Here is a 15,288-nt window from a genome sequence, read left to right on the forward strand (position 1 = left end):
GAAGTGGGCCTCGCGCGAGCGGATGCGGACTTTCTTGGCCTTGCGCTGCATGTCCACGGTAAAGAGGTGCGCCTTGAAGCGCCGCCCCGCCGGAATGCGCACCACCGTGGTGTTCAGCTGGTATCGCTTCCACTCGGAGTACAGGTACAGCGGCACCCCTATTGCAAAGGCAGCACCGATGCTCCACAAAATCCAGGACAGTTCGTCAACCATGCGGTGATATTAAACGCCGCGCTTGCGCGGCTTGTGACTAGGCCTTCAAGTACTCGGCCTTGCCGCCCAGCCAGCGAGCCACATGCTTGGCCGCGAGCTGGGGATAGCTGTCGAGCAGCAGGGGGGCCTCGGCCTTGGCCCATTCCAACAAGGCGGTGTCGGTCGCCAGATCGGCAAAGCGCAGCATGGCCTCGCCGCTTTGCCTCGCGCCTAAAAATTCGCCGGGGCCCCGAATCTCGAGGTCGCGGCGGGCGATTTCAAAGCCGTCGTTTGTCTCGGCCATGGCCCGCAGCCGCTCGCGGGCGGTCTCTCCCAGGCGCGGCGCCTCGCCGGTCGAATACAGCAGCACGCAGGCCGACGCCGCAGCGCCGCGCCCCACCCGCCCGCGCAGCTGGTGCAGCTGGCTCAGGCCGAAGCGCTCGGCGTGCTCAATCACCATCAGTGAGGCATTCGGCACGTCCACCCCCACCTCGATGACCGTGGTGCTCACCAGCACCGACATCAGCCCCGCGGTGAATGCGCCCATCACGGCTTTTTTGTCGTCCACGTGCATGCGCGAATGCAACAGGCCGATCAGCACCGGCTGACCGTCGGCGCGGGTGGCGCCCTGCAGCGCCTCGGCCAGATCGGCGTGGGTCTGGGTGGCGTTGGTCAGGTCCAGCGCCTCGCTCTCTTCAATCAGGGGGCAGACCCAATACACCTGCCGGCCCTGACTGATCTGGGCGCGGATGCGCTCAATCACCTCGTCGCGCCGGGCCTCGTGAATCACTTTGGTGACGATGGGCGTGCGCCCCGGGGGCAGCTCGTCGAGCGTGGATACGTCCAGATCGGCGTAGTAGCTCATGGCCAGGGTGCGCGGAATCGGCGTGGCCGTCATCATCAGCATGTGAGGCTCCATGTCCTCATGGTGCAGCTTGTTGCGCAGGGCCAGCCGCTGGGCCACGCCAAAGCGGTGCTGCTCGTCGATGATGGCCAGGGCCAGGTTCTTGAACTTCACCTTGTCCTGAATGATGGCGTGCGTGCCCACCACCAGCTGCGCCTCGCCACTCTCAATCAGGGCCAGCATGGCGCGCCGGTCTTTGGCTTTTTGGGTGCCGGTGAGCCAGGCGGTAGTGATGCCCAAAGGCTCCAGCCAGCCCAGCAGCTTGCGAAAGTGCTGCTCGGCCAGGATTTCGGTAGGCGCCATCAGGGCGCACTGCCATCCGGCGTCCATGCAGGTGGCAGCGGCCAGCGCGGCCACCACCGTCTTGCCCGCGCCCACATCGCCCTGCAGCAGGCGGTGCATCGGGATACGGCGTGCCATGTCGTGGGCAATTTCTTCGCCCACCCGCTGCTGGGCGCCGGTCAGGCCAAAGGGCAAGGCCGCCAGCAAGCGCGCCCGCAACGTGCCGCCGGCTGCCGGCGCGAGCGCCGGCGCGTTCAGGGCCGCCCGCTCGCGCCGGCTCTGCAGCTGGCTGAGTTGCTGGGCCAGCAGCTCTTCGGCCTTCAGCCGCTGCCAGGCGGGGTGGCTGTGGTCCAGGAGGGTGTCTATCGACACATCGGGCGTGGGGTGGTGCAAAAACTGTAGCGCCTCGCGCAGTGTCCATAAGGGCTGACGGCCGATTTGGCCCAAAAAATCCTCGAGGTCGCCGGGCGCAAAGGTATCGCTCAGCTCAGCCCGCGCCAGGCCTGAGAGCACCGCCTTGCGCAAATAGGCCTGCGGCAAACCGGCCACCGTGGGATACACCGGCGTGAGCGCGGCAGGCAGGTCGCCCCCCGCCGTCTTGAAGCTGGGGTGGAGCATGGTGCGGCCCAAAAAGCCGCCCTTCACCTCGCCACGAATGCGCACCGTGTTGCCCACGGAGAGCGCCTTTTGCTGCGAGCCATAAAAGCTGAAAAACCGCAGGGTGCAGGTGTCCGAGCCGTCGTCCACCGTCACCACCAGCTGCCGGCGGGGGCGAAATGTCACCTCCTGGTCGGTCACCGTGGCTTCGATTTGCACCACATCGCCCTCACGCGCGTCGCGCAGCTTGACGATGCGGGTCTCGTCCTCGTAGCGCAGCGGCAGATGCAGCGCCAGGTCAATGTCGCGGCGCAGGCCCAGCTTGTCCAAGGCTTTTTGCGCGGCAGTCTTGGCAGGTGTCGGGCTGCTGGCCTTGGCGGGGGGCACGGGGTTCATGCGGTAATTGTGACGCAGCGCCAGCAGCCTTTTTAAACTTGCAAATCATCCAGTCAAGTTCCATAATTGCATAGATGTTTTCCCGCCAACTGCTCGCCCCCTTGTTGGAATCTATTGATTCATCGCCCGCCGTTGCCCTGCTCGGGCCGCGCCAGGTGGGTAAGACGACGCTGGCGCTCGAGCTTGCCAAGACGCGGCCCAGCCTGTACCTCGACCTCGAGTCCGAGCGCGACCGGGCCAAGCTCAGCCAGCCCGAGCTATATCTGGCCGACCACCTCGACAAGCTGGTCATCCTCGACGAGGTGCACCGCGCGCCCGGCCTTTTTTTGGTGCTCCGCGGCCTGATTGACCAGGCCCGCCGCGACGGGCGGCGCAGCGGCCAGTATTTGTTGCTCGGCTCGGCGGCGCTGGACTTGCTCAAGCAGTCCGGCGAGAGCCTGGCCGGGCGCATCACGTTTTTGGAGATGGGGCCGCTGAGCTTGCTGGAAGCCGGTGCCGGGCGTGCCGACGATGTGTGGGTGCGCGGCGGGTTTCCCGACAGCCTGCAGGCCGCCAGCGGCGCGCGCAGCCTGAAATGGCGCCAGGACTTCATCCGCACCTACCTCGAGCGCGACGTGCCGCAGTTCGGCCCGCGCATCGACGCGCAGTCGCTTCGCCTGCTCTGGACCATGCTGGCGCACCAGCAAGGCGGCCTGCTGAACGCGGCACATCTGGCGCGCAATCTGGGGGTCGACGTCAAAACCGCCACCGCCTACATCCACCTGCTGACCGATTTGCTCTTGCTGCGCCGGCTCAGGCCTTGGCACCACAACCTCGGAAAGCGGCTGGTGAAAACGCCCAAGATCTATCTGCGCGACAGCGGCCTGCTGCACGCCCTGCTGGACGTGGGCAGCAAAGAAACCCTGCTTTCGCACCCGGTGGTGGGTGCGAGCTGGGAGGGGTTTTGCATTGAGCAGATTCTGGCCAGCGCGGGTAGCGCAGTGCAGGCATTCTTTTACCGCTCCAGCGGCGGCGCAGAAATCGACCTGCTGCTGCAATGGCCCGCCGGCGAGCTGTGGGCGATTGAGATCAAGCGCAGCCTCACGCCAAAGCTGGAGCGCGGTTTTCATGAGGCCTGCGCCGACCTGCAGCCCCAGCGCAAGCTGCTCGTCTACCCCGGCCAGGAGGCCTACCCCATGGCCCACAACGTGCGCGCCATGTCGCTGCACGCCTTGTGTGCGGAGTTGGCCGAGTTGCAGGCCTCGCACTAACGCCCCTTCAGTCCGCCGGGACTTTGCCGATAACCAGCCATGGAATTGGCTTTTCCCGACTCAGAGACCCGCACGGCCCCGGCCCAGCGGCGGGCGATGCCTATGCAAGAGGCGATTGCGGCCAGCGTGCGCGCAAGCTTGTGCAACCGGTTCCCCCACAACTTTTATTCGCTGTGCCATGCGTTTGCGGTGGTTGGCTCCAATGTGGCCAGCATCGTCTGCAACCGCAATTACCGGCCGGTGGCGGGGCTGGCGGCGATTGACGCGGGCAACGACCAGATCATCGTGATGGCCGACGAGCAAGCCTTTCACAGCCCGATTGGCGGCGCCTACCACTGCTGGATCGAGTCCGACGACGAAGCGCCGCTGGAGCTGGTGGACTTCACCTTCGGCCACAACCACATTTACGCCGACGCCAACGGCTACCCCTGGGGCGGCGAAGATTCGCCGGCCTACCTGTGGGGCCTGTCGAGCGCCATCTCCATCCGCACCCCGTTGTCAGCCCTGCGCCCGGGCTTTGGCAAGGACAAAATCTGGGTGAGCGAGCCGATTTCCGGCGTGCACTGGATGCAGTGCCACATGGCCGACAACACCAACGCCTACGTGCAGCTCACCTCCGAGGCGCTGGTGCAGTACAAGCGGCTGGCGGACTGAATCGCAACCGGCGGCACGCGCCAAGCCGCCCCAAAGTGAGCGTCCCGCCTGTGGGAAAATCGCGCTCCTCTCACCTTGGAACGGGCCTGTCCGGCCCTCAAGCACTATGGCTTTTGTAGCACCTGGCGCACAGTGCGCCTACTCTCTCAGCGATTTTGACTTTGAATTGCCCGAGGCCCTGATTGCGCAGCACCCCGCCGCCGAGCGCACGGCATCGCGCCTGTTAGACGGCAGCGGCACGGCCCCGGCAGACCGCATTTTCAAAGAACTACCTAGCCTGCTGCGCGCGGGCGACTTGCTGGTGTTTAACGACACCAAGGTGATTAACGCGCGCCTGTTTGGCGAAAAATCCACCGGCGGCAAGGTCGAACTGCTGATTGAGCGGGTGCTGGGCGGCAACCAGGTGGCGGCACACATGCGGGTGAGCAAGAAGCCCGAGGTGGGCGCCACCATCCAGCTGCACTGCGCGCCGGGGCATGACGACGGCCTGTGCGCCACGCTGCTGGGCCGCTGGCCCACCCCAGAGGGCCCGATTTACCGCTTCGTGCTGAGCAACAACACTGGCGACGACCCCTACACCCTGATGGAGCGCCACGGGCATGTGCCGCTGCCGCCCTACATCGCGCGCCAACAAGACGGCCACGCCGACTCCCCCGAAGACCTGCAGCGCTACCAAACCGTGTTCGCCAAGCACCCCGGGGCGGTGGCCGCGCCCACCGCCGCGCTGCACTTTGACGAGGCGCTGTTTGCCCAACTCGATGCCATGGGCGTAGAGCGGGCGTTTGTGACCCTGCATGTGGGGGCCGGCACCTTTCAGCCGGTCAAGACCGAGAACATCGCCGAACACCAGATGCACAGCGAGTGGTACCGCGTGCCGCCCGAAACCCAGGCCGCCATTGTCGCCTGCAAGGCGCGGGGCGGGCGCGTGGTAGCGGTGGGTACCACCAGCGTGCGCACGCTGGAGAGCTGGGTCCGGTCCTTCCAAGGGAATGACTGGGCGAGCGGCGTAGCCAGCGGCGACACCACCATCTTCATCACCCCGGGCTTTGAATTCAGGTTGGTCGACATGCTGGTCACCAACTTCCACCTGCCCAAAAGCAGCCTGATGATGCTGGTGAGCGCCTTCAGTGGTTATTCACATGTCATGGCGCTGTACCGCCACGCGATTGCCGGCGGCTACCGCTTTTTTAGCTATGGCGATGCGATGCTGCTCAGCCGGGTTTCGGGTGATACCGCACCGCTGGCAAGCCCTGATAGTCCACATCCTGCGTCCAGAAGCTAGCGCCAAACTCCAGCGCGGTGCTGTACATCACCGCATCGGCCATGGCCAGTTTGTGGTGGGCGGCCAGCGCGGCGGCGGCAATGGCGCGCGGGTCAGTGAGTTCGACCACGCGGCCCATGCGCATTACGTTCAGGCATCGCGTAACCAGCTCGGCCGGCAGGTTGCGGCTTAGCACTTTGTGCACTTCATACAACGCAATCGTGGGCACCAGCAAGGCGTGGCGGTCCTCGATGACCGGTTTGAAGGCTGGCCCGTTCGGCCCGGCCCTGAAAAACTCAATCCAACCCGAGGAATCGACGACGTTCATTCAAACTCCCGGTCCGGCTCTTTCCCGGGCTCGGTGTCGCCCAGCTCGTAGTCCTTGAGCATGCCGTAGTAGGCGCTCATGGGCGGCTCGGGTTTGATGACCAGTTCGTTGCCACGCAACTCAAAATGAATGTGCGAGCCCGGCGTAATGCCCAGCCGGGCTCGCATGGCAGCAGGCAAAGTGACCTGCCCCTTGCTGGAAACAATGGCTTCAACCTCTAAGATGTCAGACATTTTTTAATCCTTTACTTTTTCAGAAGTAAGGCGAATTGTAAATCCAAGCAAAAATCTGCGTAAGTCTGAGGCACGTAAAATCAAACCATGCTGACATTCGCCCTCCTCCACCACGACCCCGCCTCTGCCGATGGCAGCTACCTCGGCAGCCATGCGCGGCGCGGGCGGCTGACGCTGAACCATGGCGTGGTCGAGACGCCCATCTTTATGCCGGTGGGCACCTACGGCACGGTCAAGGGAGTGATGCCGCGCAGCCTGCACGACATGAAGGCGCAAATCATTCTGGGCAACACCTTCCACCTGTGGATGCGGCCCGGGCTGGACGTGGTGCAAAAGTTTGGCGGGCTGCACCAGTTCGAAAAGTGGGGCAAGCCCATCCTCACCGACTCGGGCGGCTTTCAGGTCTGGAGCCTGGGCGAGATGCGCAAGATCAGCGAGGAAGGCGTGAAATTCGCCAGCCCCGTCAACGGCGACAAGCTGTTTTTGACGCCCGAGATCAGCATGCAGATTCAGACAACGCTGAACTCCGACATCGTGATGCAGTTCGACGAATGCACGCCTTATCTGTCGGTGGAGCCCAAAACCAAGGGCCAGATCACCACCGAGCGCGAAGCACGCAGCTCCATGGAGCTGAGCCTGCGCTGGGCCAAGCGCTGCCAGGCGGAGTTTGCGCGGCTGAACAACCCCAACGCCCTGTTTGGCATCGTGCAGGGCGGCATGTTTGAGCATCTGCGCGACGAGTCGCTGGCAGGTCTCGAGGCGCTGGACTTCCCCGGCATTGCGGTGGGGGGCTTGAGCGTTGGCGAGCCTAAGGACGACATGATGCGGGTGTTAAAGCACATCGGCCCCAAGCTGCCCAAACACAAACCGCATTACCTGATGGGCGTGGGCACTCCTGAGGACCTGATTGCCGGCGTGCAAAACGGCATCGACATGTTTGACTGCGTGATGCCCACCCGCAACGCGCGTAACGGCACCCTGTTCAGCCGCTTTGGCGACCTGAAAATTCGCAACGCGCGCCACAAGAGCGACGAAAAGCCCTTGGACGAAACCTGTACCTGCTACGCCTGCGCGGGCGACCCGGCCAGCCCGCCGGGCGGCGGCGTAAGTTGGGTCAACGGCGGGCGCGAAGGCTTCAGTCGCGCCTACCTGCACCACCTGGACCGTTGCGGCGAAATGTTGGGCCCCATGCTGGCCAGCGTGCATAACCTGCACTACTACCTCAACCTGATGCAAGAAGTGCGCGATGCGCTAGACGCGGGCCGCTTTGGCGCCTTTGTGAAGCAGTTTCACGCCGACCGGGCGCGCGGGGTCTGAGACTGAGGGCGGCCCGACGGAGCGCTAGGCCGTGAAGACGGTGAGCACGCCGGTGTAGCCGTAGACCTGGCCGGCGGCAATTTCTCCGCCGGCAAAAAATCCGACCAGCGGCACATCGCCCAAAGCGCGGCGCACGATCTGCATCTCCGCACTCGGCCCGCCAAAGTGCGGCCCGCCGCGACCGGAGCAGCTCACATACACCGCACCGGCAATGCGGCGCGCGGGATGGGGCGCGGCGGCGGCCTCGTCAGCATGCAACGCGCTGGCCACCTCCAAGCTGATTTCCAGCGGCTCGAGCTCTTCGCGAATTTCGGCACAAATGCGTGTCAGATCGGCGCGAGCGGCCTCCCGGCTGCGCCGGCAAAAGGCAAGCTGCCCGCCGGCTTGCACCGGCTGCGCCACTGCCACGCCGCGCCGGTTGGGGTCGAGCCCGATGATGTGGCGCACCGTGACCTCGTTACCCAGGTTGCCGGTGTTGCGCACCATGGCGGGCGAGTCGGCATCGGCCGGCGGTTCGGCTAAAGCAACCAGGGTGGCGCGCACGGTCTCCAGCGCCTCCTGCGGCCTGTCCATGGACAGGCCCAGCGACTGAAGCATCGCATCGAGCGCGGGCTCACCATCGAGCGAGAGCACCAGGTTGTGGTCAGCCTCGGTAATCGTGTGAGTCTTCGAGACAGGGCTGCACCCCTGGGTGACGCGCGAGATGAGCGCCACGCCCTCGGCAAAGGCCACGCCGCTCAGCCCCCCGGACAGCACGCCGCTGGCCGAGCCGTGGCCGCTGAGGTTGCCATCGGCTGCCACCGCAAACTGAACGCTTTGCCACCGGCTGCTGCTCAAGCCGCCGAACAAATAACCGGACTGGGTGCGGTCTGCCATCTCGCAGATGAGTTCGGGCAGGTCGAAGGTTTGCCCGTCGGCATGTACCAGGGCGGTGTGCGCCTCAAAGCCCAGCCCCAGCGGAGAGATGCCGGAGAACACGCGGTACTGGTGCGACGGCAGTTCCAGCAACATCACCGCCAGCGCCGGCTCGTCAAAGTATTCGACATTGTTGCTGGCAATGCCCACGCCCACCGTGCCGGCCCAGTCGGTCACCAGTGGCAGCTCGCCGCCGAGGTGCTCCAGGATGTCCTGCGCGTGGGGGGCGTAGTGGTCGGTGATGTAGAGCAGCGCAAGGCTGGGCTGGGCCGCGTACTGGGCCAGCGCCATTTGCGCGCGCAGCTGCGCCAGCACCAGCGCGGCCGCCATGGGCCACTGCGGATGGGTCGCGTGCGCATAGGGGAAGAGGCGCATTCAGTCCTTTAGTACTTCATTGCGACAGCTACTCGCAATCAGCGGCCGGCCGGTTTACGGGCAGCGGCTTTGGCTGGTGCGGCGCGCTTGGCGGGGGCCCTTTTGGCAGCGGGCTTTTTAGCGGCGGCTTTCTTGGCAGGGGCCTTGGGAGGTGCTTTAGCAGTGGGTTTGGTGGACGCCTTGGAAGCTGCCTTGGAGGGTGCTTTCGCTGAGGCCTTGGCTGCGGCAGCGGTAGCCTCTTTCAAGGCGCTGGCCGCAATGGTCTGAAACTGCTGGGTGAGCGAGCCCCACAGTTGCAGCGGGTCAATCATCGGCTTGGGGGGCGCGGCCTCATCGGCTGCCTTTCCATCCGCATCATCAGGGCCAGCACCGGGTGCTTCTTCAGGCTCGGGCTCGGGCTCCGGTTCGGCGGGCTTGGCAGCTGGTTTGGGTCGCAGCGAATTGGCCATCTCGGCGATGTTGAAGTTCATGCCCTTGAGCGTTGCCAGGGTGAGCTTCTGCACCTCGAGGGCCTGAATGGTGGCCGAGAGCGCGCGGGAGTTTTGCTCCAGCCAGAAGAGCACGTTCTTGAGCTCTTCGATGCGTTTGTCCAGGTCTTCCACGCTGAAGCTGGGCGCCACCCAGGCGCCGAGGTTGGGCATTTGCGGAATGCCGGCACCCGAGCCTTTGGCCAGGTTTTGAAGGAAGTCAAATCCCGGCACAAACTTGCCGAAGCCGGTGGAATTGGTGTCGCTCATGTTCGCTCCTCAGGCCTGCACTAGAAGCCCCGCGTACAGCTTACCCCAAGCCTGAAAGCGCCAGGGCTCGGGCCGGGGGTAAGGGCCTGCGAGGGCCAGGCCCGTTCAGGGCAGCGCGCTCAGTGCTTGTGCGCGCCGTGGCCTGTGGAAGCTCCATGGCCTCCAGCTGCGCCGTGACCTGCCGGCCCTACCTTCAACATACCTTCAAAACTGGCGAACAAGGCCAACTGTTCTTTGCTCAACTTGGCTTCAGCGGCATTTACCGCGGCAGCCAGCTTCGCAGCGTGGTCTAACGGCATGCCGGTGGTTTGCAGGACTTTGGCATCTTTCAGGCCATCACCGGCGCAAACCGAGATGAACCAACCATTGGTGTCCTTTTGCATCAATGCACGGCCACCCTTGCCCCCCTGGATCCATCCAGCCACGGCATAGTTACCCAGCACCGTAACTGGCGCCACACTCAAAGGCGCGTCCGGCCGATCAAATTGCTTTTTCATAACGGCAGCGATCTGCTCGGAGTCCGAGCCTTTAGGAGCAGACGCAGTGCCATGTCCCTTCGCACCGTGATCACCATGCATTCCGCCTGCAGCCGCACCAGCAGGTGCTGTCTGCGACACCGGTACCTTGAGCTCTTTTTTAGTCTCCACTCCCTTCGCGTCTTTGAACACGAGGGTGAGCGGGACGGTAGTGTCTTTTTGCAGGGGCAGCTTCAGGTCCATCAGCATGACGTGGTAGCCGCCGGGCTTGAGTTCGACCGCCTTGCCGGCGGGCAGCTCCAGACCATTGCTGAGGGCGCGCATTTGCATGACGTCGCCATTCATCTTCATTTCATGCACTTCCGCAACGCCAGCCACCGGCGAGCTCACCGCGACCAGCCGGCCCGCGGATTGTGCCGTCAGCGTCATGAAGGCGCCGGTGGCCTTTTGGCCCTGCACGGTGGCGCGCGCCCAGGCGCCTTGAACGTCCACCGTCTGGGCCGACACGCCCGCAGACAGGACAGAAAAACCAAGCGCCGCCAAAGCTGCAGCGGTACGACGAGTCGATGTCATATGAGGGTCCTTCACGATTAATGGGAATGACCGGCGGCCTGCACGTCCAGCACATCCAGACGCGCGGCGGGGTACTTCAGGCTGTGGGCGTTCTGCCCGGCGGCGGGTATTTCCGTCCAGCTATTTGCGCCCTTCACACAGCCCTGCACCACTTTGAACCACATCGTGCCGGGCTTTTTCGGGGTGGTGCCGCGGAAGACGAATTCATCGGCATAGGCGTCGGGTAATGTGTCATCGGCCGTTTTGGCGGTCCAGGTGATTTCCAACACGCCTTCGGTGTACTTGGTGCCGTGCATTTCATAGGCTTGGTCGAGCTTGCCCACCTTGGTGCTCAGCGCCCAACCCGGCTTGACCAGGGGCTGCGCGCCGTTGAAGCCTTGGGGAATGGTGACGGTGATGGCGTTGGTAGCCGCACCCGCGCAGCCGTGCCCCACCCGCAAAACGCCGCGGTACGACGCGCCGGCCGCCGCCGCCTGGTCTTGCAGGGTTACATGCGCAAAAGCACTGCCAACGCCCATGGATACTGCGCAAGCAGCTACGAATTGAATAGCAAAACGGTTCATGAATACCTCAAAGAAAAGAGAACAACAAAAATAACGGGGAGGCGTCTGGCCGCGGCGTTGCAGGCGCAAGCCGATAGCAGACCAACAGGCCACGCGAGCCGGGATGGCCCGCGTCGCCGGTGTACAGCGAGATCGGTGGTACGGATGGGCCCGTGTCAGCAGCGCAGGCTGCCGCGGGGCCTAGTGCAGGCTGGGTGGCCCGCGTGCCGAGGCGGGCCCGAGCAGCCCGGTAGGCAGCGCAACGGCGTGGGCGGACGGCATAACCGCCGCGGGTGACAAGTGCGCACATGCCGGCAGCGGCTGCACGGGCAAGGCGCCGGATGGGAGGCACAAGACGCAGTCCAGACCGTGCGTCTGGGTGCCGGCGGGTGCGATGCCTGCGCTGTTGGTGCTGCCGGCAGCCACCCATTTGACGCTGCCCGCAGTGGTGCAGATCAGCGTCATGGCCTGCGGATGCACCACCGGCGCGGCCACGGCCACACCGATGGACAGCGCAAACCACACCAGCATCCAACGGACGATGGTGCGTGCTTCGCGCAGAGTTTGCAGGCAGGACATGGCGCGGATTATGAGCCAGTCTGCGTTTTAGGAGGCGACCACGGTCTGCTCGATGGCGCCGAAAACGCTCACACCATCACGGCCCTTCACCTCGATACGGATGGTGTCTCCCACCTGCAGGTAGCCGGTGGCGGGCTGGCCGTCTTGCAGGGTTTCCATGGCGCGTTTGTCGGCAATGCAGCTGTAACCGTGCGGCCAGTCGGTCCCGCTTTTGCGGGCTACGCCCTCGTTGCAGACTGTGCCGCTGGCCAGCAGCGTGCCGGCCCGCAGGCGCCGGGTGGCGGCGGCATGGGCGATGAGCTGGCCGAAATGAAAGTGCATATCGGCGCCCGCCTCGCACAGGCCCACTTTGCGGCCGTTCCAGCTGCACTGCACCGGCAAGTGCAGCCGCCCGCGCAGCCAGGCATCGCCCAGCGCATCGGGTGTGACCACCACCGGCGCCAGCGCGGTGGCAAGCCGGATTTGCACCGGGCCTGCGTGCGACTCAGCGGGCGGCTGCTGCAGGGTGACCGCGTTGACCAGCGCCAGCAGGCGCACCGCATCCAGCGCACGGTCGGGCGCGCAGGCTGCCGGTACGTCTGCGGCAATGACCGCCAGCTGGGCCGAGAAGTCGGGGCCCCAGGCGGGGTCGACGCAGTGAATAACTTGCCGGGGCCCGGACAGATCGTCGCAGGCGACCTCGCTCAAATCGGGCGCAGCGCGGCGGCTTTCGGGCAGCGCCTCAGCGCGGGCACGGTAGGCCAGTTCGTCATGATGCAGGTAGGCGCCGCCCTCCAACAGGCGGCAGGCACGGGGCAGAGGGGCCATGCACTGCGCCGGGTCAAACGCAAACGCGTGGCGGGCGCGGCCCTGGTTGAGCTGGGTGTAGAGGTCTTGCAGCGCGGGCGAGAGGTAATTCCAGTCGTCCAGCACCTGCTGCAGGCGGTTGGCAACATCGGTGGCGTAGTGGGCCTGGGTCAGGTCCCGCGAGACGACGACCATCTGCCCGTCGCGGGAGCCGTCCTGGTAGGTGGCAAGTTTCATGGACGTATTTTCGCTGGATGTCTGCCGTACACTGGACTTTTGCGTTGCATACCCTATGCCACCCCCCCACACCGGCACCACGCTGCCCCGCGCCTTTGCCTCCAAAGTCCGGGCCCTGCTGAGAAGCCCGAAGCTGCGGGCCGCAGCCGTGGTGTGGGCGGCAGTAGCTGGCCTGCATCTGTGGCTGCTCGGCGGACTGGCGTTCGGGCTGCAATGGAGCCCTGCAAACGACGGTCCTCCCGCGGACAGCGCGCCGATCGCACTCACCCTCGCCCCGCCTGCGCCGCCCTCCCCTGCGTCAGCGCCAGCACAGGGATCAGCTCCGGCGCGCTCGGCACCAGCCGCCCAGCCTGCCACCGAGCCGGCCCCTTCAACAATGCAGCCCGCACTGCCCGCCGCAGACCAAGCCCCGCAGGCGCCGGCTGCCGGCTCCCCGCCAGAAGCGCCACAGCCGCTACAGCCCAGCCCGGCCCTCGAATCTGCCGGCGCGCTTCCCCCGGCAAAACCGCTCCCCGCAACACCGCCCGTTGCCGGCGAAACACCCGCCTTGAGCCAGTCGGCGCCGCAAGACGCGCAGCCCGCTCTCGCCGGTACCGGCAACAGCGATACCGACCGTCCGACGCGGTTTGCCTTTCCGCCGCCCGTCGTGCTGAACTACGACGTGCTCGGGCGCATCGACCAGCAGGACAACACGGTGAGCGCCACGATCAGCTGGCAACACGACGGCCAGAACTACCGGGCCAGTCTGCTGATCACCAAGTTCCTCATCCACTTGCGGGAATGGACCAGCAAGGGCGCGCTCACCAGCGCCGGGCTGGCGCCATTGCGCTTTGGCGACAAGGGCTTTCGCCGTGCCGAGCTGGCCTCGCACTTTGTGCGGGAGGAGGGGCGCGTCATCTTCAGCAGCAACAGCACGCCGGCAGCCTTGATGCCCGGCGCGCAGGACCAGCTCAGCGTGTTCCTCCAACTCGCGAGCATGTGGGCGGGCGAACCCCGGCGGCTGGGCGCGGGGGATACCGTGTCGTTCCAGTCTGTGAGCGCAAGGCAGGCCGAAAACTGGACCTTCACCGTAGCTGCCGAAGAGCGCATTACCGTGCCCGGCGGTAGCCTGCAAGCCATCAGACTCACCCGCGAGCCCGCCGGCCCCTTCAGCACGCGGGCCGAAATCTGGCTGGCGCCCCAGATGGCCTATCTGCCCGTGCACATCCGGCTGAGCGAACCCAACGGCAATGTGCTGGACATGCTGTGGACCGGCAACAGCCGCCCCTGAGACACCGGAGGCAAGCTAAACAGCCAGCGTGGCCAACAATCCGCATCGCGGAATAAGGGCGAAGCTTTTGCTGCTACTCTTGAAGCGTTGCAGTTGGCATCTATCTACGGTTCACCGAACGGACACCACCTATGAACACGCTCTATGAATCCGAGTCTTTCTCTGTCACCCACATGCTGGCCAACAGCGATGCCGAGGACCAGTCGCCGGAGATAACCGAGCGCCACCCCCAGGGCGTGCCGATCCTGGCCCGCTACGGCTTTGAGATTGTGGACAAGCGTTCCAACAAAGAGGTCTACCTGGACGGCTCCTGGGCCGAACTCTTCCAGCTGCACATTGAAGCCTGGCAGGAAAAAACCCCCACCCAGGAAGAAGTCGAAGACACCCTCGAGCAGTACGCCGAGCTCGCGCAAACCCCGGTTCAGATTCACTAAGCGCGCTGTCAGGGCACTCGCGGGCGGGCGCGGACACCCGCGGTCATGGCTGGCGGCACTGGTGGAACTGCGACAATCCCGCCATGAGCCAGACTTTCATTCTTACCTTCTCCTGCCCCGACCGGTTGGGGCTTGTGCACGCGGTGTCGGGCTTTTTGCTCGAGCGCGATGGCAACATCGAAGAAGCCGCCCAGTACAACGACCACGACACCGGCCTGTTTTTCATGCGGGTGCAGTTCAGCTGCGACCGCCTGACCCACGAGCAACTCAAGGCCCAACTTGAGGCCTTCGCCCAACCCCTGCAGCTGCAGTGGAGCCTGCACACCCAGGCCCAGCCGATGCGCACCGTGCTCATGGTCAGCAAAGAAGGCCACTGCCTGAATGACTTGCTGTTCCGCTGGAAGAGCGGGCTGCTGGCGCTGGACATCAGGGCCATCGTCTCCAACCACCGCGAGTTCTATCAACTGGCGGCCAGCTACAACGTGCCGTTTCACCACATTCCGGTCACCGCCGGCGGCAAGTCGCAGGCTGAGGCGCGGCAACTCGAAATCATTGAGACAGAGGGTGCCGAGCTGGTGGTGCTGGCGCGCTACATGCAAATCCTGAGTGACGACATGTGCCGCCAGCTCAACGGCCGCGCCATCAATATCCACCACAGCTTTCTGCCCAGCTTCAAGGGCGCCAAGCCTTACTACCAGGCGCACGACCGCGGCGTGAAGCTGATTGGCGCAACCGCCCACTACGTGACGGCCGACCTCGACGAGGGCCCCATCATCGAGCAGGACGTGGCCCGGGTCGACCACAGCCGCACGGTGGAAGACCTGACCACCCTGGGCCGCGACACCGAGAGCCAGGTGCTGGCCCGCGCCGTCAAGTGGCACAGCGAGCACCGCGTGCTGCTCAACGGCCACAAGACCGTCATATTCCGCTAATGGCGATGCGGCCGCGGC

At 65.0% G+C, this 15,288-nt stretch carries 17 protein-coding genes and 1 pseudogene; 7 read left to right on the forward strand and 11 right to left on the reverse strand.

Features of this window, described 5'->3' with window-relative positions:
* Positions 1-213, reverse strand: a 213-nt coding sequence (locus tag Q0O05_RS03280; RefSeq protein ID WP_293660464.1) for a hypothetical protein, incomplete at its 3' end; no start/stop codon positions are given.
* A gap of 37 nt (positions 214-250) precedes the next feature.
* Positions 251-2,371, reverse strand: coding sequence for an ATP-dependent DNA helicase RecG (recG, locus tag Q0O05_RS03285; protein ID WP_293660465.1), 2,121 nt, complete (start codon positions 2,369-2,371; stop codon positions 251-253).
* Between the two features lie 74 nt (positions 2,372-2,445).
* Here recG and Q0O05_RS03290 point away from each other — a divergent pair, with 74 nt between their 5' ends.
* The 3 genes from Q0O05_RS03290 (at position 2,446) to queA (ending at position 5,557) form a co-directional block, all read left to right on the forward strand.
* Complete coding sequence (locus Q0O05_RS03290; RefSeq protein ID WP_293660466.1) at positions 2,446-3,621, forward strand: ATP-binding protein; 1,176 nt, start codon at positions 2,446-2,448, stop codon at positions 3,619-3,621.
* 39 nt (positions 3,622-3,660) lie between these two features.
* Positions 3,661-4,275 (forward strand): hypothetical protein, encoded by a 615-nt coding sequence (locus Q0O05_RS03295; protein ID WP_293660467.1) that lies wholly within the window; start codon positions 3,661-3,663, stop codon positions 4,273-4,275.
* Between the two features lie 106 nt (positions 4,276-4,381).
* Positions 4,382-5,557, forward strand: coding sequence for a tRNA preQ1(34) S-adenosylmethionine ribosyltransferase-isomerase QueA (queA, locus tag Q0O05_RS03300; protein ID WP_293660468.1), 1,176 nt, complete (start codon positions 4,382-4,384; stop codon positions 5,555-5,557).
* Here the strand turns inward: queA and Q0O05_RS03305 are convergent.
* Positions 5,487-5,864, reverse strand: coding sequence for a type II toxin-antitoxin system VapC family toxin (locus tag Q0O05_RS03305; protein ID WP_293660469.1), 378 nt, complete (start codon positions 5,862-5,864; stop codon positions 5,487-5,489). The two genes, queA and Q0O05_RS03305, sit on opposite strands and share 71 nt — an antisense overlap.
* A complete protein-coding gene (locus Q0O05_RS03310) occupies positions 5,861-6,097 on the reverse strand; it encodes an AbrB/MazE/SpoVT family DNA-binding domain-containing protein (protein WP_293660470.1) in 237 nt (78 codons plus the stop codon). Before Q0O05_RS03310 ends, Q0O05_RS03305 begins: the two co-directional genes overlap by 4 nt.
* An 87-nt stretch (positions 6,098-6,184) precedes the next feature.
* Here Q0O05_RS03310 and tgt point away from each other — a divergent pair, with 87 nt between their 5' ends.
* Positions 6,185-7,414: a tRNA guanosine(34) transglycosylase Tgt gene (gene tgt, locus Q0O05_RS03315; RefSeq protein ID WP_293660471.1), complete on the forward strand. Its 1,230-nt coding sequence runs from the start codon at positions 6,185-6,187 to the stop codon at positions 7,412-7,414.
* A gap of 24 nt (positions 7,415-7,438) precedes the next feature.
* On the opposite strand, the gene Q0O05_RS03320 is transcribed toward tgt, so the two are convergent.
* From Q0O05_RS03320 to Q0O05_RS03350, 7 genes and pseudogenes are all read right to left on the reverse strand, one after another.
* Positions 7,439-8,704, reverse strand: coding sequence for an FIST N-terminal domain-containing protein (locus tag Q0O05_RS03320; protein ID WP_293660472.1), 1,266 nt, complete (start codon positions 8,702-8,704; stop codon positions 7,439-7,441).
* 38 nt (positions 8,705-8,742) lie between these two features.
* Positions 8,743-9,441: a PhaM family polyhydroxyalkanoate granule multifunctional regulatory protein gene (locus tag Q0O05_RS03325; RefSeq protein WP_293660473.1), complete on the reverse strand. Its 699-nt coding sequence runs from the start codon at positions 9,439-9,441 to the stop codon at positions 8,743-8,745.
* 119 nt (positions 9,442-9,560) lie between these two features.
* On the reverse strand, positions 9,561-10,019 hold the full coding sequence (locus Q0O05_RS03330; protein ID WP_293660505.1) for a copper uptake system-associated protein: 459 nt from the start codon (positions 10,017-10,019) through the stop codon (positions 9,561-9,563).
* Positions 10,020-10,028: 9 nt separating this feature from the next.
* Positions 10,029-10,490, reverse strand: a pseudogene (locus Q0O05_RS03335) (copper chaperone PCu(A)C); the annotation flags it as partial.
* Positions 10,491-10,507: 17 nt separating this feature from the next.
* Positions 10,508-11,053 (reverse strand): YcnI family protein, encoded by a 546-nt coding sequence (locus Q0O05_RS03340; protein ID WP_293660474.1) that lies wholly within the window; start codon positions 11,051-11,053, stop codon positions 10,508-10,510.
* Between the two features lie 180 nt (positions 11,054-11,233).
* Positions 11,234-11,611 (reverse strand): DUF2946 family protein, encoded by a 378-nt coding sequence (locus Q0O05_RS03345; protein ID WP_293660475.1) that lies wholly within the window; start codon positions 11,609-11,611, stop codon positions 11,234-11,236.
* Between the two features lie 27 nt (positions 11,612-11,638).
* Positions 11,639-12,634, reverse strand: a complete 996-nt coding sequence (locus Q0O05_RS03350; RefSeq protein ID WP_293660476.1) for a fumarylacetoacetate hydrolase family protein — start codon at positions 12,632-12,634, stop codon at positions 11,639-11,641.
* Between the two features lie 55 nt (positions 12,635-12,689).
* On the opposite strand from Q0O05_RS03350, the gene Q0O05_RS03355 reads away from it, so the two are divergent.
* From Q0O05_RS03355 to purU, 3 genes are all read left to right on the forward strand, one after another.
* Positions 12,690-13,904, forward strand: a complete 1,215-nt coding sequence (locus Q0O05_RS03355) for a DUF3108 domain-containing protein (protein WP_293660477.1) — start codon at positions 12,690-12,692, stop codon at positions 13,902-13,904.
* A gap of 131 nt (positions 13,905-14,035) precedes the next feature.
* Positions 14,036-14,338: a DUF3567 domain-containing protein gene (locus tag Q0O05_RS03360; protein WP_293660478.1), complete on the forward strand. Its 303-nt coding sequence runs from the start codon at positions 14,036-14,038 to the stop codon at positions 14,336-14,338.
* An 83-nt stretch (positions 14,339-14,421) separates the two neighbouring features.
* Positions 14,422-15,270, forward strand: a complete 849-nt coding sequence (gene purU / locus Q0O05_RS03365; RefSeq protein ID WP_293660479.1) for a formyltetrahydrofolate deformylase — start codon at positions 14,422-14,424, stop codon at positions 15,268-15,270.
* The last annotated feature ends 18 nt before the right edge of the window (positions 15,271-15,288 follow it).

Origin of the sequence: Rhodoferax sp. OV413, from assembly GCF_945881795.1 — a bacterium.
Taxonomy (GTDB): Bacteria; Pseudomonadota; Gammaproteobacteria; order Burkholderiales; family Burkholderiaceae_C; genus Allorhodoferax.

What these genes read in the sequence shown, in the direction of transcription:
- recG (WP_293660465.1), bottom strand. Translation starts at nt 2,371, where the DNA reads ATGAACCCCGTGCCCCCCGCCAAGGCCAGCAGCCCGACACCTGCCAAG.
- Q0O05_RS03290 (WP_293660466.1), top strand. Translation starts at nt 2,446, where the DNA reads ATGTTTTCCCGCCAACTGCTCGCCCCCTTGTTGGAATCTATTGATTCA.
- Q0O05_RS03295 (WP_293660467.1), top strand. Translation starts at nt 3,661, where the DNA reads ATGGAATTGGCTTTTCCCGACTCAGAGACCCGCACGGCCCCGGCCCAG.
- queA (WP_293660468.1), top strand. Translation starts at nt 4,382, where the DNA reads ATGGCTTTTGTAGCACCTGGCGCACAGTGCGCCTACTCTCTCAGCGAT.
- Q0O05_RS03305 (WP_293660469.1), bottom strand. Translation starts at nt 5,864, where the DNA reads ATGAACGTCGTCGATTCCTCGGGTTGGATTGAGTTTTTCAGGGCCGGG.
- Q0O05_RS03310 (WP_293660470.1), bottom strand. Translation starts at nt 6,097, where the DNA reads ATGTCTGACATCTTAGAGGTTGAAGCCATTGTTTCCAGCAAGGGGCAG.
- tgt (WP_293660471.1), top strand. Translation starts at nt 6,185, where the DNA reads ATGCTGACATTCGCCCTCCTCCACCACGACCCCGCCTCTGCCGATGGC.
- Q0O05_RS03320 (WP_293660472.1), bottom strand. Translation starts at nt 8,704, where the DNA reads ATGCGCCTCTTCCCCTATGCGCACGCGACCCATCCGCAGTGGCCCATG.
- Q0O05_RS03325 (WP_293660473.1), bottom strand. Translation starts at nt 9,441, where the DNA reads ATGAGCGACACCAATTCCACCGGCTTCGGCAAGTTTGTGCCGGGATTT.
- Q0O05_RS03330 (WP_293660505.1), bottom strand. Translation starts at nt 10,019, where the DNA reads ATGCATGGTGATCACGGTGCGAAGGGACATGGCACTGCGTCTGCTCCT.
- Q0O05_RS03340 (WP_293660474.1), bottom strand. Translation starts at nt 11,053, where the DNA reads ATGAACCGTTTTGCTATTCAATTCGTAGCTGCTTGCGCAGTATCCATG.
- Q0O05_RS03345 (WP_293660475.1), bottom strand. Translation starts at nt 11,611, where the DNA reads ATGTCCTGCCTGCAAACTCTGCGCGAAGCACGCACCATCGTCCGTTGG.
- Q0O05_RS03350 (WP_293660476.1), bottom strand. Translation starts at nt 12,634, where the DNA reads ATGAAACTTGCCACCTACCAGGACGGCTCCCGCGACGGGCAGATGGTC.
- Q0O05_RS03355 (WP_293660477.1), top strand. Translation starts at nt 12,690, where the DNA reads ATGCCACCCCCCCACACCGGCACCACGCTGCCCCGCGCCTTTGCCTCC.
- Q0O05_RS03360 (WP_293660478.1), top strand. Translation starts at nt 14,036, where the DNA reads ATGAACACGCTCTATGAATCCGAGTCTTTCTCTGTCACCCACATGCTG.
- purU (WP_293660479.1), top strand. Translation starts at nt 14,422, where the DNA reads ATGAGCCAGACTTTCATTCTTACCTTCTCCTGCCCCGACCGGTTGGGG.